Origin of the sequence: Mycetocola zhujimingii, from assembly GCF_003065425.1 — a bacterium.
Classification (GTDB): domain Bacteria; phylum Actinomycetota; class Actinomycetes; order Actinomycetales; family Microbacteriaceae; genus Mycetocola_A; species Mycetocola_A zhujimingii.
On sequence record NZ_CP026949.1, the window covers coordinates 3,018,294 to 3,039,616 of the forward strand.

Here is a 21,323-nt window from a genome sequence, read left to right on the forward strand (position 1 = left end):
CGCGACCGTCAACGCACCACCCCCACACGACCTGACCAACGCGAAAGCCGAGCATGACCCTCGACACACCGACAAGTGCTCCGGCACCAGCGGCGCATGCCCAGGAGTCGGACGCCGTCCTGGCGCAGCTCGGATCAACGCCGAACGGACTCTCGACCGCCGAAGCCGCCGCGCGGCTGAACCAGTACGGACCCAACCGTCTGGCCGAGGGCAAACCTCGACCCGCACTGCTTCGACTGCTCCGGCACTTCCGCAACATCCTCATCTACATCCTGCTCGGCGCCGCCGTCATCAAGGCGGTGTACCGGGACTGGCTCGACTTCTGGGTCATCGCCACCGTCGCCGTTGTCACAGCCCTGATCGGATTCATCCAGGAGGGGCAGGCGGAACGCGCGCTCGCCGGCATCCGGAACCTGCTCTCGCTCTCGGCACACGTCCGTCGCGACGGGAGCTGGATCGAGGTCGCCGCAGACACCCTCGTTCCCGGTGACATCGTGCGGATCCGGGCGGGCGACAAGATTCCCGCCGACCTCCGCCTGATCTCTGCGAACCAGCTCGAGGTCGACGAATCAGCGCTCACCGGTGAATCCGTCGCCGCCGCGAAGTCGACGGATTCATCTCCCCACGACGCCGGAGTCGGCGATCGAGAAGGCATGGCGTTCTCCGGCACGGCGGTCACGGGCGGTGCGGGGGTTGGAGTGGTCACGGCGACCGGTCCGAACACCGAGATCGGGCACATCCAGAGCCTCATCTCCGAGGCGCAGCCGCTCGCGACGCCGCTGACGCTGCAACTGGATGCCCTGAGCAAACGAATGGCGTTGGTCATCTTCGTGGCCGCGGCCGCGATGACGGTGGCGGGACGGCTCCTGCACGACGACTCGCCCCGTGACCTGCTGACAGCTGCCATTACCTTCGCCGTCGCCGCCGTGCCCGAGGGCCTTCCCGCGATTGTGACGATCACTCTCGCGCTCGGGGTGCAACAGATGGCCAAAGAGCAGGCGATCACCCGCAAGCTCACCGCGGTGGAGACGCTCGGCTCCGTCACCACGATCTGCTCGGACAAGACCGGCACGCTGACGCTCAACGAGATGACGGTGCGCGAGATCGTCACACCGGCTGAGCGTTTCGGCGTGACCGGTGAGGGCTATCGGCCGGTGGGTGAGGTTCATCGCGCATCGGACGGGTCGGCCGCGTCGCTGTCGGACTTCAGCCTCGCCGCACTGGTCGCGACGGTGGCGCGGTGCAACGATGCCGCGCTGGCACAGGATGGCGACGAGTGGTCGATCGTGGGCGCGCCGACCGAGGGCAGCCTGGTCGTGCTCGCCCGGAAGCTCGGCTTCGACCCCGCCGGGCACACCCGTCTCGCTGAGCTGCCGTTCGATTCGGCGACGAAGTTCATGGCGGTGCTCGACCGTGATCCGGCGGGTGTCATCCGCTTGATGGTGAAGGGCGCGCCCGACCGTCTCCTCGAGCGGTGCACCACCGAGCTCGCTCCTGACGGGTCGACGCAACCCCTCGATAGTACCCGGTGGCACGCCGCCGTCGACGAGCTCGGCGCGACCGGGCTCCGCGTCCTCGCTGCCGCCTGGACCCGGAGGGACACCCTCTCGGATGTCGCCGTCGAGTCGGTGCGCGACCTCACCTTTCTGGGACTCGTCGGTATCGCTGACCCGCCCCGCCCCGAGGCCATCGAGGCGGTCCGCCTGTGCCATAGCGCCGGCATCCGAGTCGCAATGATCACCGGCGATCATGCCGCCACCGCGGCCGCGATCAGCTCAGAGCTGGGCCTCGCCGACGACGACGCCACCCGGGTGGTGACCGGCGCTGAGCTGCAGCGGATGTCGGACAGCGAACTGTCGGCCATCGCTCCGGAGGTCACCGTGTTCGCGCGCACGAGTCCCGAGCACAAGATCCGGATCGTGCGGGCGCTTCAGTCGCGTGGGCAGGTCGTCGCGATGACCGGCGACGGAGTCAACGATGCACCGGCGTTGCGGCGGGCCGACATCGGCATCGCGATGGGCATCAACGGCACCGAGGTGACCAAGGAGGCTGCCGACATTGTGCTCGCCGATGACGACTTCGCCACTATCGAACGAGCTGTCGCTGAGGGTCGGCGAATCTTCGACAACATCCAGAAATCACTGATGTTCCTCCTGCCGACCACTTTTGCGCAGGCGCTCGTCGTGTTGACGGCCGTGCTCGGCGGGTTCGTGCCCCCGCTTCAGCCGACGCAGGTGCTGTGGGTCAACCTCGTGACCGGCGTCACGCTGTCGATTGCCCTCGCTTACGAGCGAGAGGAGCCGGGCGTGATGAATCGCCCGCCGCGAGACAGGAGCACACCGGTCATCGACCGAATCCTGCTGCCCCGCATCATCCTGGTGTCGATTCTGATTACCGCCGCGACGATCGGCATTTTCTTCTTTGTGCTGGGCACCGGCAGCGACTTCGCCGTGGCCCAGACGAGCGCGGTCACCATGCTCGTTCTTGGGCAGGCCACCTACCTGTTCAACTGTCGCTTCCTGCGGAGCACCAGCGTGACGCCGCGGGTGCTGGTCGGAAACCGTGTGGTCTGGTACTCCATCGGAATTCTCTTCGCGATACAACTGACCTTCATCTACGCGCCGTTCATGCAGGCCTGGTTCGACACCGTCCCGCTCGGCCCGAGGGAGTGGGGCATCGCACTCGGGTTCGGGGTGGCCATCTTCCTCATCGTCGAGGTCGAGAAGGCGATCGTCGGGGCGGTGGAACGGCGGCGGAGCGCGTGAATGCGTGACGGATGCCGCCGGTTGAGAGATTCCGGTTTCGCGGGCAGGGTTGCAGGGTCAGGACCGTGACGGTCAGTGTTGTGACGGCGAGTGTTGTGATGGCGGCCAGTGTGGCGGCGGCAGACCGGAGGAATCGATGTATCGCACGATGGAGATTGTCGGTTTCATCGCTGGCTTCGGCGGACTAATCGCGTGGCTGATCACCGAGCATTCGGTTCTTCTTCTCGTGACCATGCTCGGGTTCCTGACCCTCATCCTCGGAATTCAGCTGCGGTTACGAGCGCGCCGGGCGCTCAGACGGGATACAACCGCGCGCTGAGCGTCACACGCCGAGCTTCTGCCGCAGTGCCGCTGGGGAGTTCGCTGCTTTCTTCAGTCGCGAGCTTCCGTATTTCGCGCCGCCGAGCATCCGCGCACCGACAGCGAGCCAGGCGCAGACCGCCCGTTCGACCAGCCAGGCCGGTGCCCACAGCGCGCTCGTCGCCGGAAAGACGCGCGTGCCGCCGTGTCGGCGCCGGCCGAATTCCGCGAGTCCCATGGCGGCTGCGGTTATGCAGGCGAGGCGCACGGGGCGACGGGTGCTCCACACGAGCAGCGGGAGAAGGCCCAGCTCGAGCACGAGCCTGACGGGCTGCGCGGAACTGTCGTACGCCTGGCGCAGTCGCTGCCTGATGAAGTGAGCGGCACTCGGCGGGTTCCGGCCGACGAAGAGATCACCGACGCGGCGCTCCCGCCCGCCGCCCGCCGTGATCGTGCGGATGAGTTCGAGGTTCTCGAACAGGACATCGCCGTCGTACCCGCCGAGTTCGAGGAGCAGGTCGCGGTTCACGCCGAGGGTGCCCGGGTAATCGGATGCCGCGGCGCGGTTAATCAGGGTGCGAGCCGTGTCCCAGCGCGCGTGCCATGGCAGTGCCGTGAAGTGGTTCTGCGGGCGAATGACGTCTGCGCTCTCCAGCTCGGCGACCATCCGCTCGAGTCCACGCCGGTCGTAGCGCACGTCGTCGTCGGCGACGATCACCCTGCGGTGGCGCGCCAGGCGGATGCCGGTAAGCACGCCGGCCACCTTCCCGTTGCCCGTGGTCGGACCGGCGGGTGCCACATGGCGAACGACATCTCCCCAGAGCGCGTGGTGCGTGGCGAACACGGCGGCGGGCGATCCGTCGACGACCGTGACGTCGAGGTGTGCACTCAGGGTGCGCAGGTATTCGGTGAGTTCGCTGACATCGGCGGCGGCACGGCGGTCGGCCCAGCGGAGCGGCAGTACATATTCGGCGGCGAGGCGGGTCGACTGCGGGCCGGCAGGCGAAGTTGTGGCGGCGCTCGAACTCATCCGCCCACTCTCGGCGGGGGCTCAGCCGGGGTCAACCCCTTGTCAGTACAGGATGTCGGTGGCGCGCGCGACACTGTGCGCATGGAGAAGCCTCTTCCCACCATGGATGACGTTCTGCTGGCGCACTTCGGCACGGAGTACGACAACAGCACAGGAGTGCAGCGCAAACGGATCGTTCGCGTCGACAAGCTCCTTCGCCGGTATCTCGAGTCTGAACCGGAGACCTTCCTCGGCCCGTACGGCCGGGCCATTCTCGATGCCGAGCGCGAGTTCGCGCCCAAAGGTGCGGTGTGCCGAATCATGCGGGCCGACACTCTGCTGTTTGCGTTGCAGCGGTTCATTGAGCCGCCTCATCTCGACCCGGATCCGCTCGTTCAGCGGGTGCAGTTGCGCTGCGTCGAACGGCTCATCGCGCGACTGGTGAGAATCGAGCTCGCTGAGTACGACACAACCTGTGTGCAGTGGGATCTCAATGGCGCGCTCCGCCGCGCGAAGTGGGAGCTCAATCGCGATCGCCGTGAGGCAGCTCGCGCGCGCAGGCAGGCGCAGCGCGACGCCGAGCTGCGCGCGAGTGACGAACAGTATCCGGGAGTGTTTGGAGTGGGCCGTTCCCCCTGGGGACAGCCCCCATCTCCATGACTCCGACACCGCGTCCACTTCGGATGCCAGCACCCACTTTGCTCGGACGAATTCGGTTGTCTATCTCGCGAAAGTGGAGCCGAATCTGGCCGAGCAGCAACGCCAACAGCCTTTCCTGGCCGAGCAGTGGCGGGATACAGCAATTCCTGGCTAAGCAGCGCCCCGCAGCAGCAATGCATCCACCGCGACGAAGAACAGCGCGGCGGCGACGAGGATCCAGTTCGGCAGGACCGACACAAAGCGGCTCCACCCGGTCGCCACAACCGGTGCTTCCATCGGCGCGCGCACCGGATCGGACTCACCACGCTCGCGGATTGTCTCCCAGAGCGCTACCCCGAGGAGAACGCCACCGCCAACCAGCGCGACCGGCAGACCGGGCAGTTCGAACAGCACAATGTGCCGCAGGGTCAGGTCGAGCGCGACCTGCAGACCGAACAGCAGCATCCCGGCGACCACGAGCTTCCACGTTCCAACCCGTGCGATCAGCTGAAACAGACGCGGCGCGAGCGACAGCAGCACCAGCGCGAGCGCCACCAGGGTCAGCTGAGACAGCCGAACTTCAACCGCGTCTCCGGCGAGCGCGGCCGGTGCGGCGAAGACGACAGCGAAGAACCCGACCAGGCTCACGATGCCGGTCATGATCGCTCGGGTGATATCGGCCCGTGCCCCCGCGACGGGAGGCAGGTCCAGCGACCGCGCGTATTCGCGTGCCGGGCCGAAGGCATCCGTTGCGGTCTGATTCGAATCGGCGAGGAACTCCTGCGCGGTTGCAACCGCGTCGCCGATGTCGGCGCCACTGACATCGAGCAGCCGCAGTTCCAGCACGAACTGGTCGAGCCAGGCGTCGTTGTCGGTCTTCATCATGTGGCGCTGCCGCCCTGCAGGTGCTTGCGTGTGATCTCCGTGAAGCTCGCCCATTGTGCGGTCTGCCTTTCCAGTTCGTCGAGTCCCTCTGCGGTGAGTGAAAAGTACTTGCGTCCTGGGCCGCCGTCGCCGGCCGTCCATTCGACGGTGACCCAGCCTGCCGATTCGAATCGGGTGAGCAGCGGGTACAGCGTTCCGCCTTTGATGACGCCAAACCCTGCCTCATCAAGCATGCGGACGATCGCGTAGCCATAGGTCGGCCCGCCACCGAGCGCCTTTAAGACGCTGAGGCCGAGCACGGCGCGCATCCAGTCGCTGGGCCACTGAGTCGCTTCCATAGGTAGATGCTCTCACTAGTTAGACAAACTGTCTAGTACCGCGATCGAATTTAGGGGGTAACCGGGCGCGTCACTCCGGACGGACCGAGGGTCAGGCATCCGGTGGCCAGACAGCCGGCGGCCTGGCCAACGGCTCAGGGCAAAAGATACGACAGACCTAGAGCGGCCGACCGTAGGGGTAGTCGACCCAGAGTCCGGCACCCTCCGCCAGGAGCAGCCAGCGCGAACGCTGGCCGCCACCGCCCCGCAGGAATACGATTCACCCGGGCACAGTTGGCTCTCATCGATGCGTACGCATCGACTCTCACCGAACCTCGGACGGATATCTCCATGGCACAGCACCTCGAACTCGGCCTCGACACCTTTGGGGACGTGACCATCGACAGCAACGGCGAGCGCGAGACCGACGCGCAGGTGATCCGCAACGTGATCGCCCAGGCCGTTCTCGCTGACTCCGTCGGCATCGACTTCATCGGTATCGGCGAGCACCACCGCGACGACTTCTCGATCTCAGCGCCCGACATGGTCCTCGCCGCAATCGCCGGCCAGACCGAACGCATCCGCCTCGGCACCGCTGTCACCGTACTCTCGAGCGACGACCCGATTCGCGTGTTCGAGCGCTTCTCCACACTGGATGCCGCCAGCAACGGACGCGCGGAGGTCATCCTCGGTCGCGGCTCATTTACCGAATCCTTCCCGCTGTTCGGTTTCGACCTGGCCGACTACGAGACCCTCTTCACCGAGAAACTCGACCTCTTCGTGCAGCTGCTCAAGGAAAAGCCGGTCACCTGGTCGGGCAGCTACCGCGCGCCGCTCGTCGACGCCGACGTGCACCCCAAGACCGAGTCCGGTCGCCTCACCGCGTGGATCGGGGTTGGCGGATCACCGGAATCCGTCGTGCGCTCCGTGCGCAGCGGCATCCCGATGATGCTCGCCATCATCGGCGGCGACCCGGGCCGATTCCTGCCGTATGTCGAGCTGTACGGGCGCGCGTCCGACCAGCTCGGCCTGCCGCGGATGCCGCTCGGCGCGCACTCCCCCGGCCACATTGCCGAGACCGACGAGCTCGCGCGCGAGCAGCTCTGGCCGCACTTCCGCGTCAACCGCAACCGCATCGGTGCCGAGCGCGGCTGGCCGTCCGTGACCGAAGCCGAGTACGTGCAGGAAATCGAGCACGGTTCTCTCTACGCCGGATCACCCGAGACAGTTGCGCAGCGGATCGCGGCGACGGCACGCACCCTCGGGCTCAACCGCTTCGACCTCAAGTACGCGAACGGCACGATGCCGCACGACCAGCTCATGCGGAGCATCGAGCTCTACGGCACGCAGGTGATCCCGCGCGTGCGCGAGTTGCTCGCGTAGGGCGCGCTTCGGGTGCCGGTCGCGGATGCCTGCGCCCGGACGCCCACCGCTACACATCCATGCTCGCGCTACAGATACTTCTGCAGCGCGAGCGTGGGAACTGCAGCGCTCGACCTCACCCAGGCAGCGGGAGGCTGCCCCTCCTGCCGGGCCGGAGCCCTGCCGCGGATGCCCGCGCGTGCCCGCGTCATCCACCGCGGCACATCCACGCTCGCGCGGCAGATACTTCTGCAGCGCAGGGCATGGAACTGCAGCGCTCGACGGTCCGGCGGCGACGGCTACGTGTACCGGGTCAGGACGCGCGACGGTTGCGGCGGCGCGAGAACAGCCTTCGATCCGCAACCCCGCTGAGAACAGTCACACCGACTTCAATCAGCAACGCCCACATACCGTAATTCTGCAGAAGCCCAGAGCCACCCGCAAGGGTCAGATCCAGGCACACCCGGGTGCCTGCGGGCGGCGCCCCACGTTCAGATGAACCAGCGGATGCCGGTATCCGCCCGCCCTCATCACCCACCGTGTCACATCCGCTACTTCGCCGCCCATCCCGGATGCCGTCATCCGCCCGCCACATCACCGACCGCTACACATCCATTCCCGCGCTACAGATACTTCTGCAGCGCAAAGCATGGAACTGTAGCGCTCGATGGCGAGTGGGCTGGCCCAAGCCCCGCAGACCGCACCAACTCCGCACGAGTCCCCGCGGGCCGGACTAACGGCGCACGAGTCCTCGCGGCCCACAGGTCAGCTGCCGGCGCCCGGCTTGGGCCCGTCGCCCGGCGGCATCCCGCCCCCGCCCGGTATCCCACCGTCGGGCGACGTGTCGCCTGGGTCCTGCGGCTTTGGTTTCTTGTCCTTGCTCGCCGCGTCGAGCGCGACTCCGAGGGCGACGCCGATTGCGAGGCCCGTCCCCACGAACGCCCAGTTATCCAGCGCGACGCTGATGGCCACTCCAAACAGGAGGCCGAAAGAGATTCCCATCGACAGGTAGTAACCCTGACCGTGCTCCCCGTCGCCGGCTGGGTTCGACTTCTTCTCCGTGGCCATGTCGCAACCGTACAAGTCGTCGTGAGTGACGGCATCCGCCCCTCGGGGGATGTTCAGTGGAATTTCCAGCCAGTTTTCACACTCCGGAGATATACTGTCTCAAAGACAGTAAATAGGGAGTGGCGATGGCAGAGCAGAACGACCCACATCCGTACTCATCGGATTTTCTCGCCGCACTCACCGGGATCATTGCCCAGTGGACAGCGCCGAGCTTCCTCGTCGGGGTCACCGCTCGCGAGGGGATCGACCTCGATTCGACGTCGATCACGGCCATCAGCATCCTCGGTCGACGCGGCCCGCTGCGCCCCTCCGCTCTCGCTGAGCACCTCGCAACCGGTGCATCAAACGTGAGCAAGGTGCTTGGCCGGCTGGAGACATCCGGACTCGTCGAACGCCGCAAGGATGACGCCGACGCCCGCGCCTCGCTGGTCCAGCTCACGCCCGCTGGCGAAGACATGGCAACGGCCTTCGTGCGCGCCGGCGACGGCATGCTCGAAGAACTCCTCGACGGCTGGACCGAAAAGGAGCGCCACCTGCTCACCCAAATCACCCAGCGGCTCGATTCGTCCACCCGGGCGTTTGCGGCTCGCATCAGCACCAACCCATCAGGCCCACAAGGCTCAGAAGAAAGAACGGTCTCAGAATGACCCGCACCTACGTCGTCACCGGCTCCGCCTCAGGCATCGGCGAAGCCACAGCCAACCTCCTCCGCGAGCAGGGCCACCGCGTCATCGGTGTCGACCTCCGCAACGCCGACGTCGAGGCCGACCTCTCGACCGCGCTGGGACGCGACTCTGCGATCGCAGGCGTGCTTGAGGCATCCGACGGAAAGATCGACGGAATCATCGCTGCCGCCGGCATCTCGGCCCCGAAGGCACTCACCGTCGCCGTCAACTTCTTCGGCGTCACCGCCCTCCTCGACGGCCTCGCCGAGACACTCGCCAAGAGCGCCGCACCGCGCATCGCCGTCGTGAGCTCGATGGCCTCGCTGCAGCAGAACTCGCCCGAACTCGTCGACGCACTCCTGGCCGGCGACGAGCGCCGCGCGCTCGAAATCGGTGCCGCGCTCGAGGCTGAGGGACCGCGCGTCGGCTACCTCAACTACCCGTCGAGCAAGCGCGCGCTGTCGCGCTGGGTTCGCCGCGAGAGCATCGCGCCGCGCTACGCCGGTGCGGGCATCCCGGTCAACGCCGTCGCCCCCGGAACCGTCGTGACCAACATGACCCGCGACCTCCTCGCCACCGAAGAGGGCCGGGCACTGGCCGACGGCTCCGTCCCGATGCCGCTCAACGGTCACTCCGACGCGATTGTCATCGCCGAGCTGCTCGCCTGGCTGACCAGCGAACAGAACACGCACGTCACCGGCCAGACCATCTACATCGATGGTGGAGCGGATGCCACGCTCCGCGGCGACAACATCTGGGCCTAGTCCCACACACAGACCCGGTCGGTGTTGGCTGGCCCTAGCCCCGGCACCGACCGTGCCCACTCGTGGAGCGCGTCCGCCCCGACCGCGCTCCGTTCGCCACAAATGGCTCCCTCGACCGGCCCAAACCGGTCGCAGGGAGCCATTTTTGGTAAGTGGGCGGGGTGGGCGCGGGCGAGCGGGGCCGCGAGGTGCCGCGAGGTGCCGCGAGGTGCCGCGGGGCGCCGCGAGCACGCGCTACTTCACCGGGGCGGCCGCCTGCGCGGCCCGGTGCGCGAGCACCGCGTCACGCGTATCTTCGGCGACGAGGTCCACGTTGAGTGACACGACCGCACGCAAGCCCTCGTCCGCGCTGGTCACCACCTGCCCGGCCAGGTCGGCGACGTTTCCCGCCGCCCACACGCCGGGGACCGATGTGGCGCCCATGGCATCCGTTTCGATCTGCATTCCCATGCCCATGGGGTGCGGCGCGAGTCGCACGCCCAGCTGCGCCGGGAGATCGGTGCGCGCCGTGAACACCGGCGCGACTACGAGGGCGTCGACCTGGTGAGTCGAACCATCCTCGAGCCGCACCGAGGTGAGCTGGTCGCCCGGGCCTTCGAGCGATTCGACCCGGCCCTCGACGAGAGTGATACCGCGGGCCAGTAGCTGCTCAGTCTCCTCGTCGCTCGGCCGCGGCGCGCCGTGCAGGAAGAGTGTGATGTTCTCACTCCACTGCCGGAACATCAGCGCCTGGTGGACAGACTTGGGACTCGTCGCGAGCACGCCGATCGCACGGTCGCGCACTTCCCAGCCGTGGCAATACGGGCAATGCAGCACGCTCTTTCCCCAGCGCTCCCGCACGCCGGGCACGTCGGGCAGCTCGTCGACCAGCCCGGTGGCGATGAGGAGGCGCCGCCCGGTGAAGGTGTCGCCGGCCGCGGTCGTCACCGTGAACCCGTCCTTGACCTTCGAGGCCGACACCGCCGCACTGTCCCGGAGCCGGGCACCATACCTCTCAGCTTCCGCCCGGCCGAGCCTGAGCATTTCACTCGGTCGGATGCCATCCTGGCTGAGGTAGTTATGCACACCGGATGCCGGTGCGTTGCGTGGCTCACCGCCATCGAGCACGACGACGGAACGGCGAGCGCGCCCGAGGGCGACAGCGGCACTGAGCCCGGCGGCACCGCCGCCGATGATGACAACGTCGAAACTCAAAGGTGAGGAAATAGTCATGAAGCCATGCTGAGTGAGGAACCCGCTCGGATCAAGGAGCGGTGCGAAATTAGCGCCGGAAGTTCCACCGGACGACACTCAAGCTCCTACTGCCGTGCGCGGGGCGAACGGATGCACGCGCGCGCTCCTCACCGCCCCTCGCCTGCACCTCTGACCGGGCGACTACAACTCGAGCAGCTCCAGGTGCACAGTGACGGGGTCGCCCTCGTCGATCCCCTCGGCAACGCGCACTGACTTCTTCATCGGCAAGACGTACACGCCCTCTGCGGCGCCGGGAAACACCGAGGTGTCCCAGGTCGAGTTGCCCACCGTGGCCCGGACTTTGACCGCACCGAAGCCGGACGGCATCCGCGGGATTTCGCGAATGTCAACGCTCTCCTCCTCAGGCACCGAGACGAAGTACCACGAGGCCCTCGCGCTCCATTCCCAGAGCGGGGCGGTGAAGGTGAAGTGCATGCTCGATGCTAACCCGGGTCGGGGTCTCGCGCGCCGCTGCGCCCGCGCTGCCGCCCGGCTGGCGCCACCGCCCACTCACCGCTGCAGTTCCAGCGCTGCGCTGCAGAAGCTTCTGCAGCGCACAAACGGAATGTGCAGCGCTCGACGCTCGGCATGCGCGACGCTCGCCGCGCGGCACCCAAATGTGCAGCGCTCGAGCGCCCACCCCAGGCCCGCGCCAGCCGCAGCCCCGCTCCACCGGAACACCCAGCCCCCGCGATCTAGACTCGGTAAGTGCCACTCCGTATCCTCCTGGTCAGCCTCCACACGTCCCCCGACGACGATCCGGGCACCGGCGACGTCGGCGGCATGAACGTCGCCGTCCGGGCAACGGCACTCGAGCTCGGCGCTCTCGGCCACACCGTCGACGTTGCGACGCGGCGCACCTCACCGGATATGGCATCCGCTCACCCCATCGCCCCTCACGTGGTGCTGCACCACCTCGCCGCGGGCCCGCCCGAGCGCCGGGTGAAGGGCGACCACGAAGGCTACATCGACGAGTTTGCGCGGGCACTCGACGGATTCGGTGACATCGACGTCATCCACTCGCACCACTGGTTCTCGGGCATGGCCGCGCTCGACGTCGCGCGCCGCCGCGGCATCCCGCACGTGCAGAGCTTCCACAGCATCGCCGCCGACCCGGCGACCCCGCTCTCAGAGGGTGAACGCCCCGAATCCCCCGGTCGTATGCGCGGCGAGGAACGCCTCGCCCGTGAATCGGATGCCGTCATCGCGATCAGCGCCGCCGAACGCGACACCGTCGTGAACCGGCTGGGCGCGCCCGAGTCGCGCGTCGCGGTCGTGGCACCCGGCGTCGACGGTGAACTGTTCTCGCCGCTCGCGAACCCGTCGAACGAGCGGCCCGGCTACGTCGTGGTCGCCGCACGGATCGAACCACTCAAGGGACTCGACCTTGCGATGGAAGCCCTCGCCGCTCTGCCGGCGACCGGGCGCCCGGACCTTGTCGTCGCGGGCGGACCGACCACCGGACACGAGGCATACGCCGCCGAACTCCGCACCCTCGGTGACCGAATGGGCATTTCGGTGCGCTTCGTCGGCCCGCAGGCACGGCCGAAGCTGGCAGCACTGCTCCGCGGGGCGCGGATGCTGCTCGTGCCCTCGCACTCCGAGACCTTCGGCCTGGTGGCGCTCGAGGCCGCGGCGAGCGGCATCCCCGTCGTCGCCATGCGCTCGGGCGGTCTCGTCGAGGCGGTCGAACACGGTGTCACCGGCTTGCTCGTGGATTCCCGCGATCCTGCAGCGTGGACGGATGCCGTCGGCCACCTCCTCGCTGATGACGTGTTCGCGCACCAGCTCGGCAAGGCCGGACGCGAACGGGCCCTCACCTTCACCTGGCGCAAAGCCGCGACCGAAACCGCCGACGTCTATGCCCGGTTGATCGCGGCAAAGGGCGGGGCGAGGTCGTGACTCGGGAACCTGGCGCTAAGGATTCCACGCCCGGAATCGACCCGAGCGGAGACATATCGGCACCGGCATATAGGGCTGACGGCAGCGACCAGCGTGCAGCAAGCGTGCCCGAGCCGGGGCCCGTCGGAGCCGCCAATGGTACCGACAGCAGCCGAGTAGTCGAAGGACGCGCCGACGCAACCGCCATGCCTGCGAACGCACCCGACGGCATCCTGCACGGGATCACCTCGGTGCTGTTCGCGCACGCCCACCCCGACGACGAGACCATCTCCACCGGCGCCCTCATCGCCGAACTGTTTGCGCGCGGCATCCGGGTCACCCTGCTCACGGCCACCCGCGGGGAGCAGGGCGAGGTCGTCGCCGGCCCGCTGTCACCGCTGGCCGGGACCGATGCGCTCACCGCCGAACGTGAACGCGAACTCGCCGGTGCCCTCGCCGCGCTCGGCATCACCGACCACTACTGGCTCGGCACGCCGCCCGCGCGCGACGCCGGGCTGCCGCAGCACACCTATCGCGACTCGGGCATGACGTGGGTGGCCGAGGGAGTCGCGGGTCCTGCCGACGACGCGCCCGCCGACGCGCTCGCCCGCGCTGACCTCGCCGACGTGACCGCCGACGTCGCCGCCCTGATCGCGACGGTGCAACCCGACCTCGTGATCAGCTACGACGACCACGGCGGCTACGGGCACCCCGACCACGTGCGCATCCGGGAGGCCTCGCTGCAGGCATCCGTCGCCCTCAACGTCCCGTTCGCAGAGATTCGCGAGCAGCAGGCGCCGGGTGTGGAGTGGTTCGAACTCGAACACCGTCGCGCAACGATGACGGATGCCCTGAGGCACCACGCGAGCCAGCTCACCGTGTTCGGCGATGAGGTCGTGCACTCGGGCGGGCAGAGGGAGCCGATCCACCCGAGTGTGGGCCTCCGCGTCGTCGCCCCGACACGAGCGACCCTCGCCGCAGCGGACTAGCGCTCACCCCGACCACGGGTGGCGGCGAGCGCTGCAGATCCCGTTCGAGAGCTGCAGATGCTTCTGTAGCGCTCGAAAGTAGCTGCAGCGCTCGTTCTCGTTCGCAGGGGTGGGCAGCGCAGCGACACATGCGGGGAGTTCGGGGCCGCGTCTGCCATGATTTCCCCATGCGCCATACGCCCTCGTACATCGTCACCGATCCCGATGAAGTGAAGCGGCTCATCCGCGGAAACGCGTGGGCGACCATCGTCTCGAACACGGCGAAGGGCCTCGTCGCCTCGCACTACCCGGTGATCCTCGAGGAGGATCGCGAGGGCATCAGCATCGTCAGCCACGTCGGACGCCCCGACGACCGCGCACTCGAACTTGGCCAGCACGAGGTGATGGTCATCATCCAGGGTCCGCACGGCTACGTCTCGCCCAGCTGGTACGGCGATAAGCCCGCCGTGCCCACCTGGAACCACGTCACCGCGCACCTCTACGGCGTACCGGAGATCCTCAGCGACGAAGAGAACTGGCGCGTCCTCAGCGAGCTGGTAAGCCACTTCGAGCACAAGCTGCCCGAGCCCAAGCTGCTCGAAGACAACGAGGAATACGGGCGGCGCATCGTCTCGGGTACCGTCGGGTTCCGGATGCTGGTGACACGGTTCGAGGCGCGCTCGAAGCTCAGTCAGGACAAGCCAGCGGATGTCGTCGACAACGTCATGACCGAACTCGAGCACGGCGCAAACTACGCCCATCCCGACCTCGCGGCGGAGATGCACCGGGTCCACGGCGGCGCGGCCAATGGCGCCAACACCGGCAGCGGCAACAGCGGCAGCAACCCGGCCGAGGCCACCGACGCCACCGCCACCACCGACACCCCGCGAATCCCCGAGTCGTGAACGCGGAACCCGACAGCCTCGTCCTCCGCGAGGCCCGCATCGGCGAGCGCGTCACCGATGTTCTGATCACCGACGGCCACATCGCGAAGATCGCCGACAGCATCCGTTCGAGCGCTGAAGAAGTGGCGCTCGACGGCCGCTGGCTGATCCCCGGGCTGTGGGACGAGCACGTGCACTTCAACCAGTGGGCGCTCAAGACCCGGCGGCTCGACGTGTCGACGGCGACAAGCGCCCGCGAGGCCGCCCAGATGACGCAGGCCGCGATCTCGTCAAAGGGCCCGCAACCCGTCGACGCCACGGGTCGCCCACTGACCTTCGTCGCGAACGGCTTCCGCGACGGTGTCTGGCCCGACGCCCCCAACCTTGCCGACCTCGATGCAGCGGGCAACGGTGTTCCGATCGTGCTCATCAGCTTCGACCTGCACTCGGTCTGGCTCAACACCCTCGCTCTCGAGATCTTCGGCCACGCCGGCCACCCGACCGGCCTGCTCCGCGAGACGCCCGCGTTCGAGATCGAGAACCTCGTCAACGCGGTTCCCGATTCGATCCTCGATCCGATGGTGAACGATGCAGCAACGGATGCCGCCTCCCGCGGCGTCGTCGGAATCGTCGATCTCGAGATGGCCTGGAACCTTGAGAGCTGGGAGCGGCGCATGGCCGCCGGCGCCAATTCACTCCGCGTCGAGTTCGGCATCTACACGCAGCACATCGACCGCGCTATCGCGGAGGGGCTGTACACCGGGCAGCGGGTCAACGAACTGCTGACAGTCGGCAGGCACAAGATCATCACCGACGGGTCGCTCGGCACCCGCACGGCGTTCTGCTTCGACGAGTATCCCGGCATGGCCGGGCAGCCCGACGCGCACGGCATCCTCGTGGTCCCTCCCACCGAGCTCGCCGAGCTGCTTGCCCGCTCGGCAGAGGCGCGACTGCAGGCAACCGTGCACGCGATCGGCGACCGCGCCAACTCCCACGTGCTCGACGCCTTCGAGGCGCTCGGCGTCACCCACGGCAGGATCGAGCACGCCCAGCTCGTCACCGACGCGGATGTCGCGCGGTTCGCCGCCCTCGGCGTCGAAGCCAGCGTGCAGCCCGAACACGCGATGGACGACCGCGACATCGCCGACCGGTTCTGGCCGGATCGCACGGCGAACGCCTTCATGCTGCGCTCCTTCGGCGACGCCGGCGTGCGGCTCGTGATGGGCTCAGATGCGCCCGTTGCGCCCCTCGATCCGTGGATCACGATCGCCGCAGCGGTCGGCCGCGCCCGGGATGGTCGCGACCCGTGGCACGTCGAACAGGCACTGAGCGCGGAGCAGGCACTGGCGGCGAGCGCGCGAACGGATGTCGACACCGGGCAGGTCGCGGACCTCGCCATCGTCGAGGCCGACCCCCTCTCGTCGTCGCCCGAGCAGCTGCGCGGCCAGAGCGTCGCCGGCACCCTCCTCGGCGGACGCTGGACACACGACGCCCTGTAGCTGCGCCCCGGGGCCCACCCGCCGGTCGATTACGCGAATGTTTCAGGCTGATAAAACTTTCAATAGATTCTGAAACTTCATTGTGCCGCTGCGATGAAGCACCATACACTCGGGTCACCGCACTCTGCACAGCTCGCCCACCGTGACGCACCCAGCCATACCGGGCACTTCCACGCACGTTCCCCGACCACTGCCGGCCGGCCCCTCGGCCTGAGGAGTAGACATGAGTTTTTCGAAGAAAGCCGGGGTCGGTGCCGCGGCGCTCGTCCTCGCTGTGACCGGTTGTTCGACCGCCGCGACGGATGCCGGAACCGACGGGGACGACACGATTGTCGTCGCCATCGCCGAACCCGACCACCTGACCCCCGGAAACCACTACTCGTCTTACGAGGTTCTGGTGACGGTCTTCAGCCCCCTCATGTCGATCGAGGACGACGGCACGCTTGAGCCGCTCCAGGCCGAATCTGTCGAATCGGATGACGCCGTCACCTGGACGGTCACCCTTCGCGACGGTTGGACCTTCCATAACGGCGAGCCTGTCACGGCCCAGTCGTACGTCGACGCCTGGAACTACGCGGCGTACGAGCCGAACGCCTGGGTCAACGCCGGCCAGCTCCGTAACATCGTCGGCTACCCCGAACTGAGCCCTGGCGACGGCAGCGAGCCGACAGCCACCGAACTGAGCGGGCTGAACGTCGTCGACGAGACGACCTTCACCATCGAACTCAAGACCGCCGACCGCCAGTTCCCCTCCCAGCTCACCGCTGGCCAGACCGGTCTCTATCCGATGCCGGAGGAGGCCTTCGAGGACCTCGAGGCGTACGACCGCCACCCGATTGGCAACGGCCCGTTCCAGCTCACCGGAGCGTGGGAATCCAACAAGGACATCGTCGTCGAGGCGTTCGAGGAGTACGAAGGCCCCGAACCGACCATCGACGGCGTCACCTTCCGGCCGTACCTCGACACGGCAGTCGCATACACCGATGCCCTCGCGGGTGAGGTCGACATTGCCGCCGTCCCGGCAAACAAGGTCGCGGTCGCCGAGAGCGACTTCGGTGACAGGTTCCACGCCCTCGATGCACCTGGCGTCGATTTCCTCGCCTTCCCCGGCACCGACGCTCGCTTCGATGACGTCCGAGTGCGCCAGGCCATCTCGATGGCCATCGACCGCGACGCCGTCAACGAGGCCATCTACGGTGGAACCCAGATCCCGTCAACGTCACTGACCTCACCGACCATGCCGGGAGACCCCGAGGGGATCTGTGGCGAGTTCTGCGAGTTCGACCCGGATGCCGCGAAGGCACTCCTCGCTGAGGCTGGCGGTTTCGAGGGAACCATGGAGATCGCCTTCGTCGGCGGCTGGGGCCAGGAAGACCTTTTCGAGGCCTACGCCAACCAGATCCGCCAGAACCTTGGCATTGAAGACGTCGTCGCAGCACCGTCGACCGACTTCGCCGAGTTCACCGCTCGCGTCGAGTCCGGCGACATCAAGGGAATGGCCCGCGGACGCTGGGGGGCTCTCTACCCCAGCCAGCAGGACACCCTGCACGCGGTCTACACAGCGGCCGGCGACGGCAACTTCGCCACCGGCGGTTACTCCAACCCCGAGGTCGACGCGCTGCTCGCCGAAGCGGACTCCGCCGAGACGCTCGAGGAATCGTATGCAGGTTACGAGGAAGCACAGGCCCGTATCCTTGAGGACTTCCCGGTCATTCCGACCTTCGGAAACCGCTACATGTACGCGACGAGCGAGAAGATCGCCGACCTGCACTCCGTCGCAGGCAGCGTTCTGATGAGCCGCGTCGAACTCGCGGAATAGATTCACGACCCACCACCTGCACCGAAATCAAGGGAACACCAACCAGTGGAAACATCTGCGACCCTCGGTCGCGAGAACCAGGTCGGCTCGCCGGAGAACATCCTCCGGCGGGCCGGCTCGGTCCCCGAGTACACCACCTTTCCGCCCATGGACGAGCTCACCGCTCGGTTCGAGAAGCTCCGCGGCGAACACCCGCAGCTGATCTCTGTGCAACGGATCGGTGCCAGCCGGCTGGGCGACGCCCTCGAGATGTACTCGATCGGCGATGGGCCGCTGTCGCACCTCGTCGTTGGCGGTGTGCATCCGAACGAACCGATCGGGGCGTGGACCGCTCTTCACCTGCTCGAGCAACTCGCTACCGACGACGACCTCCGCACCGGACTCGGCGCCCGCTGGAACATCGTCCCGTGCATCGACCCCGACGGCACCCGTCTCAACGAGGGCTGGTTCGCCAACCCCGGCGACCGCGGCAGTTACGCCAGGGCGTTTTACCGCCCGGCCCCGAACGAGCAGGTTGAGTGGACCTTCCCGTTCAGCTACAAGAAGGCGTACTTCGACGCCATGATGCCCGAGACCCAGGCGCTGGCCAGGGCGATCGACCTCACCAAGCCCGACCTCTATGTCGCGCTGCACAACGCTGAGATGGGCGGCGTCTACTACTACCTCACCCGCGACGTTCCGGAGCTGTACGACCTGCTCGCCGCGGTGCCCGAGAGCCTCGGCCTTCCGCTCGACAAGGGTGAACCAGAGGGCGGCCACCTCAAGGAACTGGCCCAGGCGATCTTCATCACGGGCAGCCTCGAGGAGGTCTACGACTGGGTCGAATCCCTCGGCGGCGATCCCTTCCCGCCCGGCTCCGGCGGCAACGCGTCGAGCGACTACGCCCTCAGGTACGGCACCCTGTCGCTGATCGCCGAGCTTCCGTATTGGAAACACCCGGATGCCGACAACACGGCGCCCACCGACGAGAGCTACTCGGCGCTGCTCGCCCGCACCGGAGCAGTGTTCCTCGACTTCGGCACCGAGCTCATCGAGCTGCTCGCCGAGGCCGAGCCCCTGCTCACCATCGACACTCCTTTCCTCCGCGGCTCCCGGGCGTTCGTGCCGATGATGAAGGCCACCGGCGAGTCCAACATCGCGAGGTCGCGCCAGCCGGAGGCCCAGCGACCGGCGACGGTGGCCGAGCGGTTCGGCTGTGAAGACCTCGTCCACATGTTCCGGCTGCGTTTCGGTGGGATGCTGCTGCGCGCGTTTGAGGCGGAGGTGAACGCCGGCACCGCACCGGCGGAACTCCGTCGAATCACCGAACGGATGCTGTCGCTCTACACCGGATGGCAGCGTGAGGCCGCAGACGACGACAACGCGGAGGTCATCCCGATCTCGTCGCTCGTCGGCGTTCAGTACGGGGCTATTCTCGCCGGGGCCGCCTACTTCGCCGGCACCCTGACATGAGATTCGGGCTCTCGGCGCTGCAAAGGGTCGGTGGCCTCGCCATCGTCTTCTTTGGGGTGACGTTCATCATCTACTACTCGGTGTTCGCCCTGCCGGGAGATCCCATCCGCGCGCTGGCCGGCGACAAGGCGCTCTCCGACGGCATCATCCAGACGCTGCGCGCCAAGTACAACCTGGACGCATCGCTGTGGGAGCAGTACACGAGCTACATCGGCGGCCTGCTTCGCGGCGACTTCGGCATCGACTTCCGTGGTCGCCCCGTCGGCGAGCAGATGGCCGCACGCTGGCCGGTCACCATCACCCTCGCCCTCACCGCATGGGCACTCGAGGTTTTCATCGGACTCGGGATCGGCGTCGTCGCCGCCCTCAAGAAGGGCACCTGGATCGACAAGGGGCTCCTCGCCGGCACCGTGATCGCGAGCTGCATCCCGGTCTTCGTTCTCGGCGCTGTCGCCCAGCTGATCTTCGGTGTGCGGCTCGACCTCCTGCCCGTCGCCGGTGTCTCCGCGGGCTGGCCGGTGTCGTACATCCTGCCCGCCGCCGTCATCGCGATCTTCGGCCTCTCCGCCGTCTCGCGGCTCATGCGTGGTTCGATGCTCGAGAACCTGGGTGCAGACTACGTGCGCACCGCCCGCGCGAAGGGCCTCAGCGAGGGCCGGATCGTCGGCGTGCACGTCATGCGCAACTCGCTCATCCCGGCGTCGACCTACCTGGCCACCGACCTGGGCTTCCTCCTCGGAGGAACGGTCATCATCGAGGGCATCTTCAACCTCCCCGGTGTCGGAAACCTCTTGTTCTCAGCGATCCGCATCCACGAGGGCCCGACGATCGTCGGCATCTCGACGGCGCTCATCCTGATTTTCCTCGTCACATCGCTTCTCGTCGACGCGCTCCACGCCGTCCTGGATCCGAGGGTTCGCTATGGCCGATAATCTCCTCCAGCGCCCGGCTGCGGCCCCGTCCTCCCGATCGGCGGGCAAGCGGGTGCTCAGGCAACCCGGATTCTTCATCCCGGCCGGGGTGCTTCTCGTGCTCCTCGCCATGTCGCTGTTTCCTGCCCTCTTCGCCGGGCTCTTCGGAAACGGGGATCCCCGCGCGTGCAATCTCAGTAACAGCGCGCAGGCGCCCAGCGCCGGGCATCCGTTCGGTCTTGACCTCCAGGGCTGCGACATCTGGGCCAACGTCATCTACGGAACCCAGACCTCCATCTCGGTCGGTGTGCTCTCCACAGTGGCGTCTGTGCTCGTCGCCATCACCCTCGGAACGATCGCTGGGCTCTACGGCGGCTGGGCCGACTGGCTGATCTCGCGGCTCACCGAGGTCTTCCTTGGCTTCCCGTTCCTGCTCGCCGCGATCATCGTTCTCGCGGGGGTTGGCGAGCGCACCGTCCTCACGGTGAGCATGGTGCTCGCGGTCTTCGGCTGGCCGACCATGGCGAGGCTCGTACGCTCGAGCGTGAAGTCGATTCGATCGAGTGAGTACGTGCTCGCCGCACGCACGATGGGACTCAGCCAGGCCCGCATCATCCTGCGGTACATCCTGCCCAACGCGCTCTCCCCGGTCCTCATCCTGGCGACCATCGCGATCGGCGCCGTCATCGTCGCCGAAAGCTCGCTGACCTATCTTGGTATCGGCCTCGAACCGCCGGTGATCTCGTGGGGTCTGCAGATCGCGGCCGGCTCCCGCGCGTACCAGACGGCGACGCATATTCTCATCTTCCCGTCCGTCTTCCTCGCGGTCACCGTGCTCAGCGTTATCGTTCTCGGTGACACCCTGCGTTCCGCGTTCGATCCCAAGCGGCAGCAGTGACACC

The 21,323-nt window shown here is 67.4% G+C and carries 20 protein-coding genes; 14 read left to right on the top strand and 6 right to left on the bottom strand.

From position 1 onward, the window contains the following. Positions 1 to 53: 53 nt before the first annotated feature. On the top strand, positions 54 to 2,765 hold the full coding sequence (locus C3E77_RS14445) for a cation-translocating P-type ATPase (RefSeq protein ID WP_108392604.1): 2,712 nt from the start codon (positions 54 to 56) through the stop codon (positions 2,763 to 2,765). Positions 2,766 to 2,913: 148 nt separating this feature from the next. Then, positions 2,914 to 3,084 (top strand): hypothetical protein, encoded by a 171-nt coding sequence (locus C3E77_RS14450; RefSeq protein WP_162925035.1) that lies wholly within the window; start codon positions 2,914 to 2,916, stop codon positions 3,082 to 3,084. A gap of 3 nt (positions 3,085 to 3,087) precedes the next feature. Here the strand turns inward: C3E77_RS14450 and C3E77_RS14455 are convergent, their stop codons facing one another. Beyond that, positions 3,088 to 4,095, bottom strand: a complete 1,008-nt coding sequence (locus C3E77_RS14455) for a glycosyltransferase family 2 protein (RefSeq protein WP_108392608.1) — start codon at positions 4,093 to 4,095, stop codon at positions 3,088 to 3,090. 81 nt (positions 4,096 to 4,176) lie between these two features. Between C3E77_RS14455 and C3E77_RS14460 the strand changes: the two genes are divergently transcribed. Then, positions 4,177 to 4,734, top strand: coding sequence for a hypothetical protein (locus C3E77_RS14460; protein WP_162925036.1), 558 nt, complete (start codon positions 4,177 to 4,179; stop codon positions 4,732 to 4,734). A 150-nt stretch (positions 4,735 to 4,884) separates the two neighbouring features. Here the strand turns inward: C3E77_RS14460 and C3E77_RS14465 are convergent, their stop codons facing one another. Together C3E77_RS14465 and C3E77_RS14470 are read right to left on the bottom strand one after the other, a co-directional pair. Continuing rightward, entirely contained in the window at positions 4,885 to 5,598 is a 714-nt protein-coding gene (locus C3E77_RS14465) for a hypothetical protein (RefSeq protein ID WP_108392612.1), read from the bottom strand. Beyond that, entirely contained in the window at positions 5,595 to 5,936 is a 342-nt protein-coding gene (locus C3E77_RS14470) for a PadR family transcriptional regulator (protein WP_108392614.1), read from the bottom strand. The genes C3E77_RS14465 and C3E77_RS14470 overlap by 4 nt, the downstream gene beginning before the upstream one ends. Before the next feature lie 330 nt (positions 5,937 to 6,266). Here C3E77_RS14470 and C3E77_RS14475 point away from each other — a divergent pair, with 330 nt between their 5' ends. After that, positions 6,267 to 7,298, top strand: coding sequence for an LLM class flavin-dependent oxidoreductase (locus C3E77_RS14475; RefSeq protein ID WP_108393418.1), 1,032 nt, complete (start codon positions 6,267 to 6,269; stop codon positions 7,296 to 7,298). Positions 7,299 to 8,042: 744 nt separating this feature from the next. Here C3E77_RS14475 and C3E77_RS14480 read toward each other — a convergent pair. Further along, positions 8,043 to 8,345: a hypothetical protein gene (locus tag C3E77_RS14480; RefSeq protein WP_108392616.1), complete on the bottom strand. Its 303-nt coding sequence runs from the start codon at positions 8,343 to 8,345 to the stop codon at positions 8,043 to 8,045. Positions 8,346 to 8,470: 125 nt separating this feature from the next. Between C3E77_RS14480 and C3E77_RS14485 the strand changes: the two genes are divergently transcribed. Both C3E77_RS14485 and C3E77_RS14490 read left to right on the top strand, forming a co-directional pair. After that, positions 8,471 to 8,992, top strand: coding sequence for a MarR family winged helix-turn-helix transcriptional regulator (locus C3E77_RS14485; protein ID WP_108392618.1), 522 nt, complete (start codon positions 8,471 to 8,473; stop codon positions 8,990 to 8,992). After that, on the top strand, positions 8,989 to 9,774 hold the full coding sequence (locus C3E77_RS14490) for an SDR family oxidoreductase (RefSeq protein ID WP_108392620.1): 786 nt from the start codon (positions 8,989 to 8,991) through the stop codon (positions 9,772 to 9,774). The genes C3E77_RS14485 and C3E77_RS14490 overlap by 4 nt, the downstream gene beginning before the upstream one ends. Before the next feature lie 234 nt (positions 9,775 to 10,008). Here C3E77_RS14490 and C3E77_RS14495 read toward each other — a convergent pair whose 3' ends face one another. Next, on the bottom strand, positions 10,009 to 10,986 hold the full coding sequence (locus tag C3E77_RS14495; RefSeq protein WP_108393420.1) for an NAD(P)/FAD-dependent oxidoreductase: 978 nt from the start codon (positions 10,984 to 10,986) through the stop codon (positions 10,009 to 10,011). 162 nt (positions 10,987 to 11,148) lie between these two features. Further along, positions 11,149 to 11,442: a DUF1905 domain-containing protein gene (locus C3E77_RS14500; protein ID WP_108392622.1), complete on the bottom strand. Its 294-nt coding sequence runs from the start codon at positions 11,440 to 11,442 to the stop codon at positions 11,149 to 11,151. Positions 11,443 to 11,715: 273 nt separating this feature from the next. Here C3E77_RS14500 and C3E77_RS14505 point away from each other — a divergent pair, with 273 nt between their 5' ends. From C3E77_RS14505 to C3E77_RS14540, 8 genes are all read left to right on the top strand, one after another. Further along, positions 11,716 to 12,909, top strand: a complete 1,194-nt coding sequence (locus C3E77_RS14505; RefSeq protein ID WP_234031227.1) for a glycosyltransferase — start codon at positions 11,716 to 11,718, stop codon at positions 12,907 to 12,909. Between the two features lie 185 nt (positions 12,910 to 13,094). Further along, entirely contained in the window at positions 13,095 to 13,877 is a 783-nt protein-coding gene (locus C3E77_RS14510; RefSeq protein ID WP_108392624.1) for a PIG-L deacetylase family protein, read from the top strand. 167 nt (positions 13,878 to 14,044) lie between these two features. Continuing rightward, positions 14,045 to 14,761, top strand: a complete 717-nt coding sequence (locus tag C3E77_RS14515) for an FMN-binding negative transcriptional regulator (protein WP_108392626.1) — start codon at positions 14,045 to 14,047, stop codon at positions 14,759 to 14,761. Then, complete coding sequence (locus C3E77_RS14520; RefSeq protein WP_108392628.1) at positions 14,758 to 16,239, top strand: amidohydrolase; 1,482 nt, start codon at positions 14,758 to 14,760, stop codon at positions 16,237 to 16,239. Before C3E77_RS14515 ends, C3E77_RS14520 begins: the two co-directional genes overlap by 4 nt. Positions 16,240 to 16,462: 223 nt before the next feature. Further along, complete coding sequence (locus C3E77_RS14525; protein ID WP_108392630.1) at positions 16,463 to 18,058, top strand: peptide ABC transporter substrate-binding protein; 1,596 nt, start codon at positions 16,463 to 16,465, stop codon at positions 18,056 to 18,058. A 45-nt stretch (positions 18,059 to 18,103) separates the two neighbouring features. After that, positions 18,104 to 19,510, top strand: coding sequence for a M14 family zinc carboxypeptidase (locus tag C3E77_RS14530; RefSeq protein WP_234031228.1), 1,407 nt, complete (start codon positions 18,104 to 18,106; stop codon positions 19,508 to 19,510). Next, positions 19,507 to 20,442 (top strand): ABC transporter permease, encoded by a 936-nt coding sequence (locus C3E77_RS14535; protein WP_108392632.1) that lies wholly within the window; start codon positions 19,507 to 19,509, stop codon positions 20,440 to 20,442. Before C3E77_RS14530 ends, C3E77_RS14535 begins: the two co-directional genes overlap by 4 nt. Beyond that, on the top strand, positions 20,432 to 21,319 hold the full coding sequence (locus C3E77_RS14540; RefSeq protein ID WP_108392634.1) for an ABC transporter permease: 888 nt from the start codon (positions 20,432 to 20,434) through the stop codon (positions 21,317 to 21,319). Before C3E77_RS14535 ends, C3E77_RS14540 begins: the two co-directional genes overlap by 11 nt. Positions 21,320 to 21,323 lie beyond the last annotated feature (4 nt).

Excerpts from the sequence above, each read along its gene's own strand:
- C3E77_RS14460 (WP_162925036.1), top strand. The coding sequence starts at position 4,177 with ATGGAGAAGCCTCTTCCCACCATGGATGACGTTCTGCTGGCGCACTTC.
- C3E77_RS14475 (WP_108393418.1), top strand. The coding sequence starts at position 6,267 with ATGGCACAGCACCTCGAACTCGGCCTCGACACCTTTGGGGACGTGACC.
- C3E77_RS14535 (WP_108392632.1), top strand. The coding sequence starts at position 19,507 with ATGAGATTCGGGCTCTCGGCGCTGCAAAGGGTCGGTGGCCTCGCCATC.
- C3E77_RS14470 (WP_108392614.1), bottom strand. The coding sequence starts at position 5,936 with ATGGAAGCGACTCAGTGGCCCAGCGACTGGATGCGCGCCGTGCTCGGC.
- C3E77_RS14540 (WP_108392634.1), top strand. The coding sequence starts at position 20,432 with ATGGCCGATAATCTCCTCCAGCGCCCGGCTGCGGCCCCGTCCTCCCGA.
- C3E77_RS14525 (WP_108392630.1), top strand. The coding sequence starts at position 16,463 with ATGAGTTTTTCGAAGAAAGCCGGGGTCGGTGCCGCGGCGCTCGTCCTC.
- C3E77_RS14485 (WP_108392618.1), top strand. The coding sequence starts at position 8,471 with ATGGCAGAGCAGAACGACCCACATCCGTACTCATCGGATTTTCTCGCC.
- C3E77_RS14455 (WP_108392608.1), bottom strand. The coding sequence starts at position 4,095 with ATGAGTTCGAGCGCCGCCACAACTTCGCCTGCCGGCCCGCAGTCGACC.
- C3E77_RS14490 (WP_108392620.1), top strand. The coding sequence starts at position 8,989 with ATGACCCGCACCTACGTCGTCACCGGCTCCGCCTCAGGCATCGGCGAA.
- C3E77_RS14510 (WP_108392624.1), top strand. The coding sequence starts at position 13,095 with ATGCCTGCGAACGCACCCGACGGCATCCTGCACGGGATCACCTCGGTG.
- C3E77_RS14500 (WP_108392622.1), bottom strand. The coding sequence starts at position 11,442 with ATGCACTTCACCTTCACCGCCCCGCTCTGGGAATGGAGCGCGAGGGCC.
- C3E77_RS14450 (WP_162925035.1), top strand. The coding sequence starts at position 2,914 with ATGGAGATTGTCGGTTTCATCGCTGGCTTCGGCGGACTAATCGCGTGG.
- C3E77_RS14445 (WP_108392604.1), top strand. The coding sequence starts at position 54 with ATGACCCTCGACACACCGACAAGTGCTCCGGCACCAGCGGCGCATGCC.
- C3E77_RS14480 (WP_108392616.1), bottom strand. The coding sequence starts at position 8,345 with ATGGCCACGGAGAAGAAGTCGAACCCAGCCGGCGACGGGGAGCACGGT.
- C3E77_RS14495 (WP_108393420.1), bottom strand. The coding sequence starts at position 10,986 with ATGACTATTTCCTCACCTTTGAGTTTCGACGTTGTCATCATCGGCGGC.
- C3E77_RS14465 (WP_108392612.1), bottom strand. The coding sequence starts at position 5,598 with ATGATGAAGACCGACAACGACGCCTGGCTCGACCAGTTCGTGCTGGAA.
- C3E77_RS14515 (WP_108392626.1), top strand. The coding sequence starts at position 14,045 with ATGCGCCATACGCCCTCGTACATCGTCACCGATCCCGATGAAGTGAAG.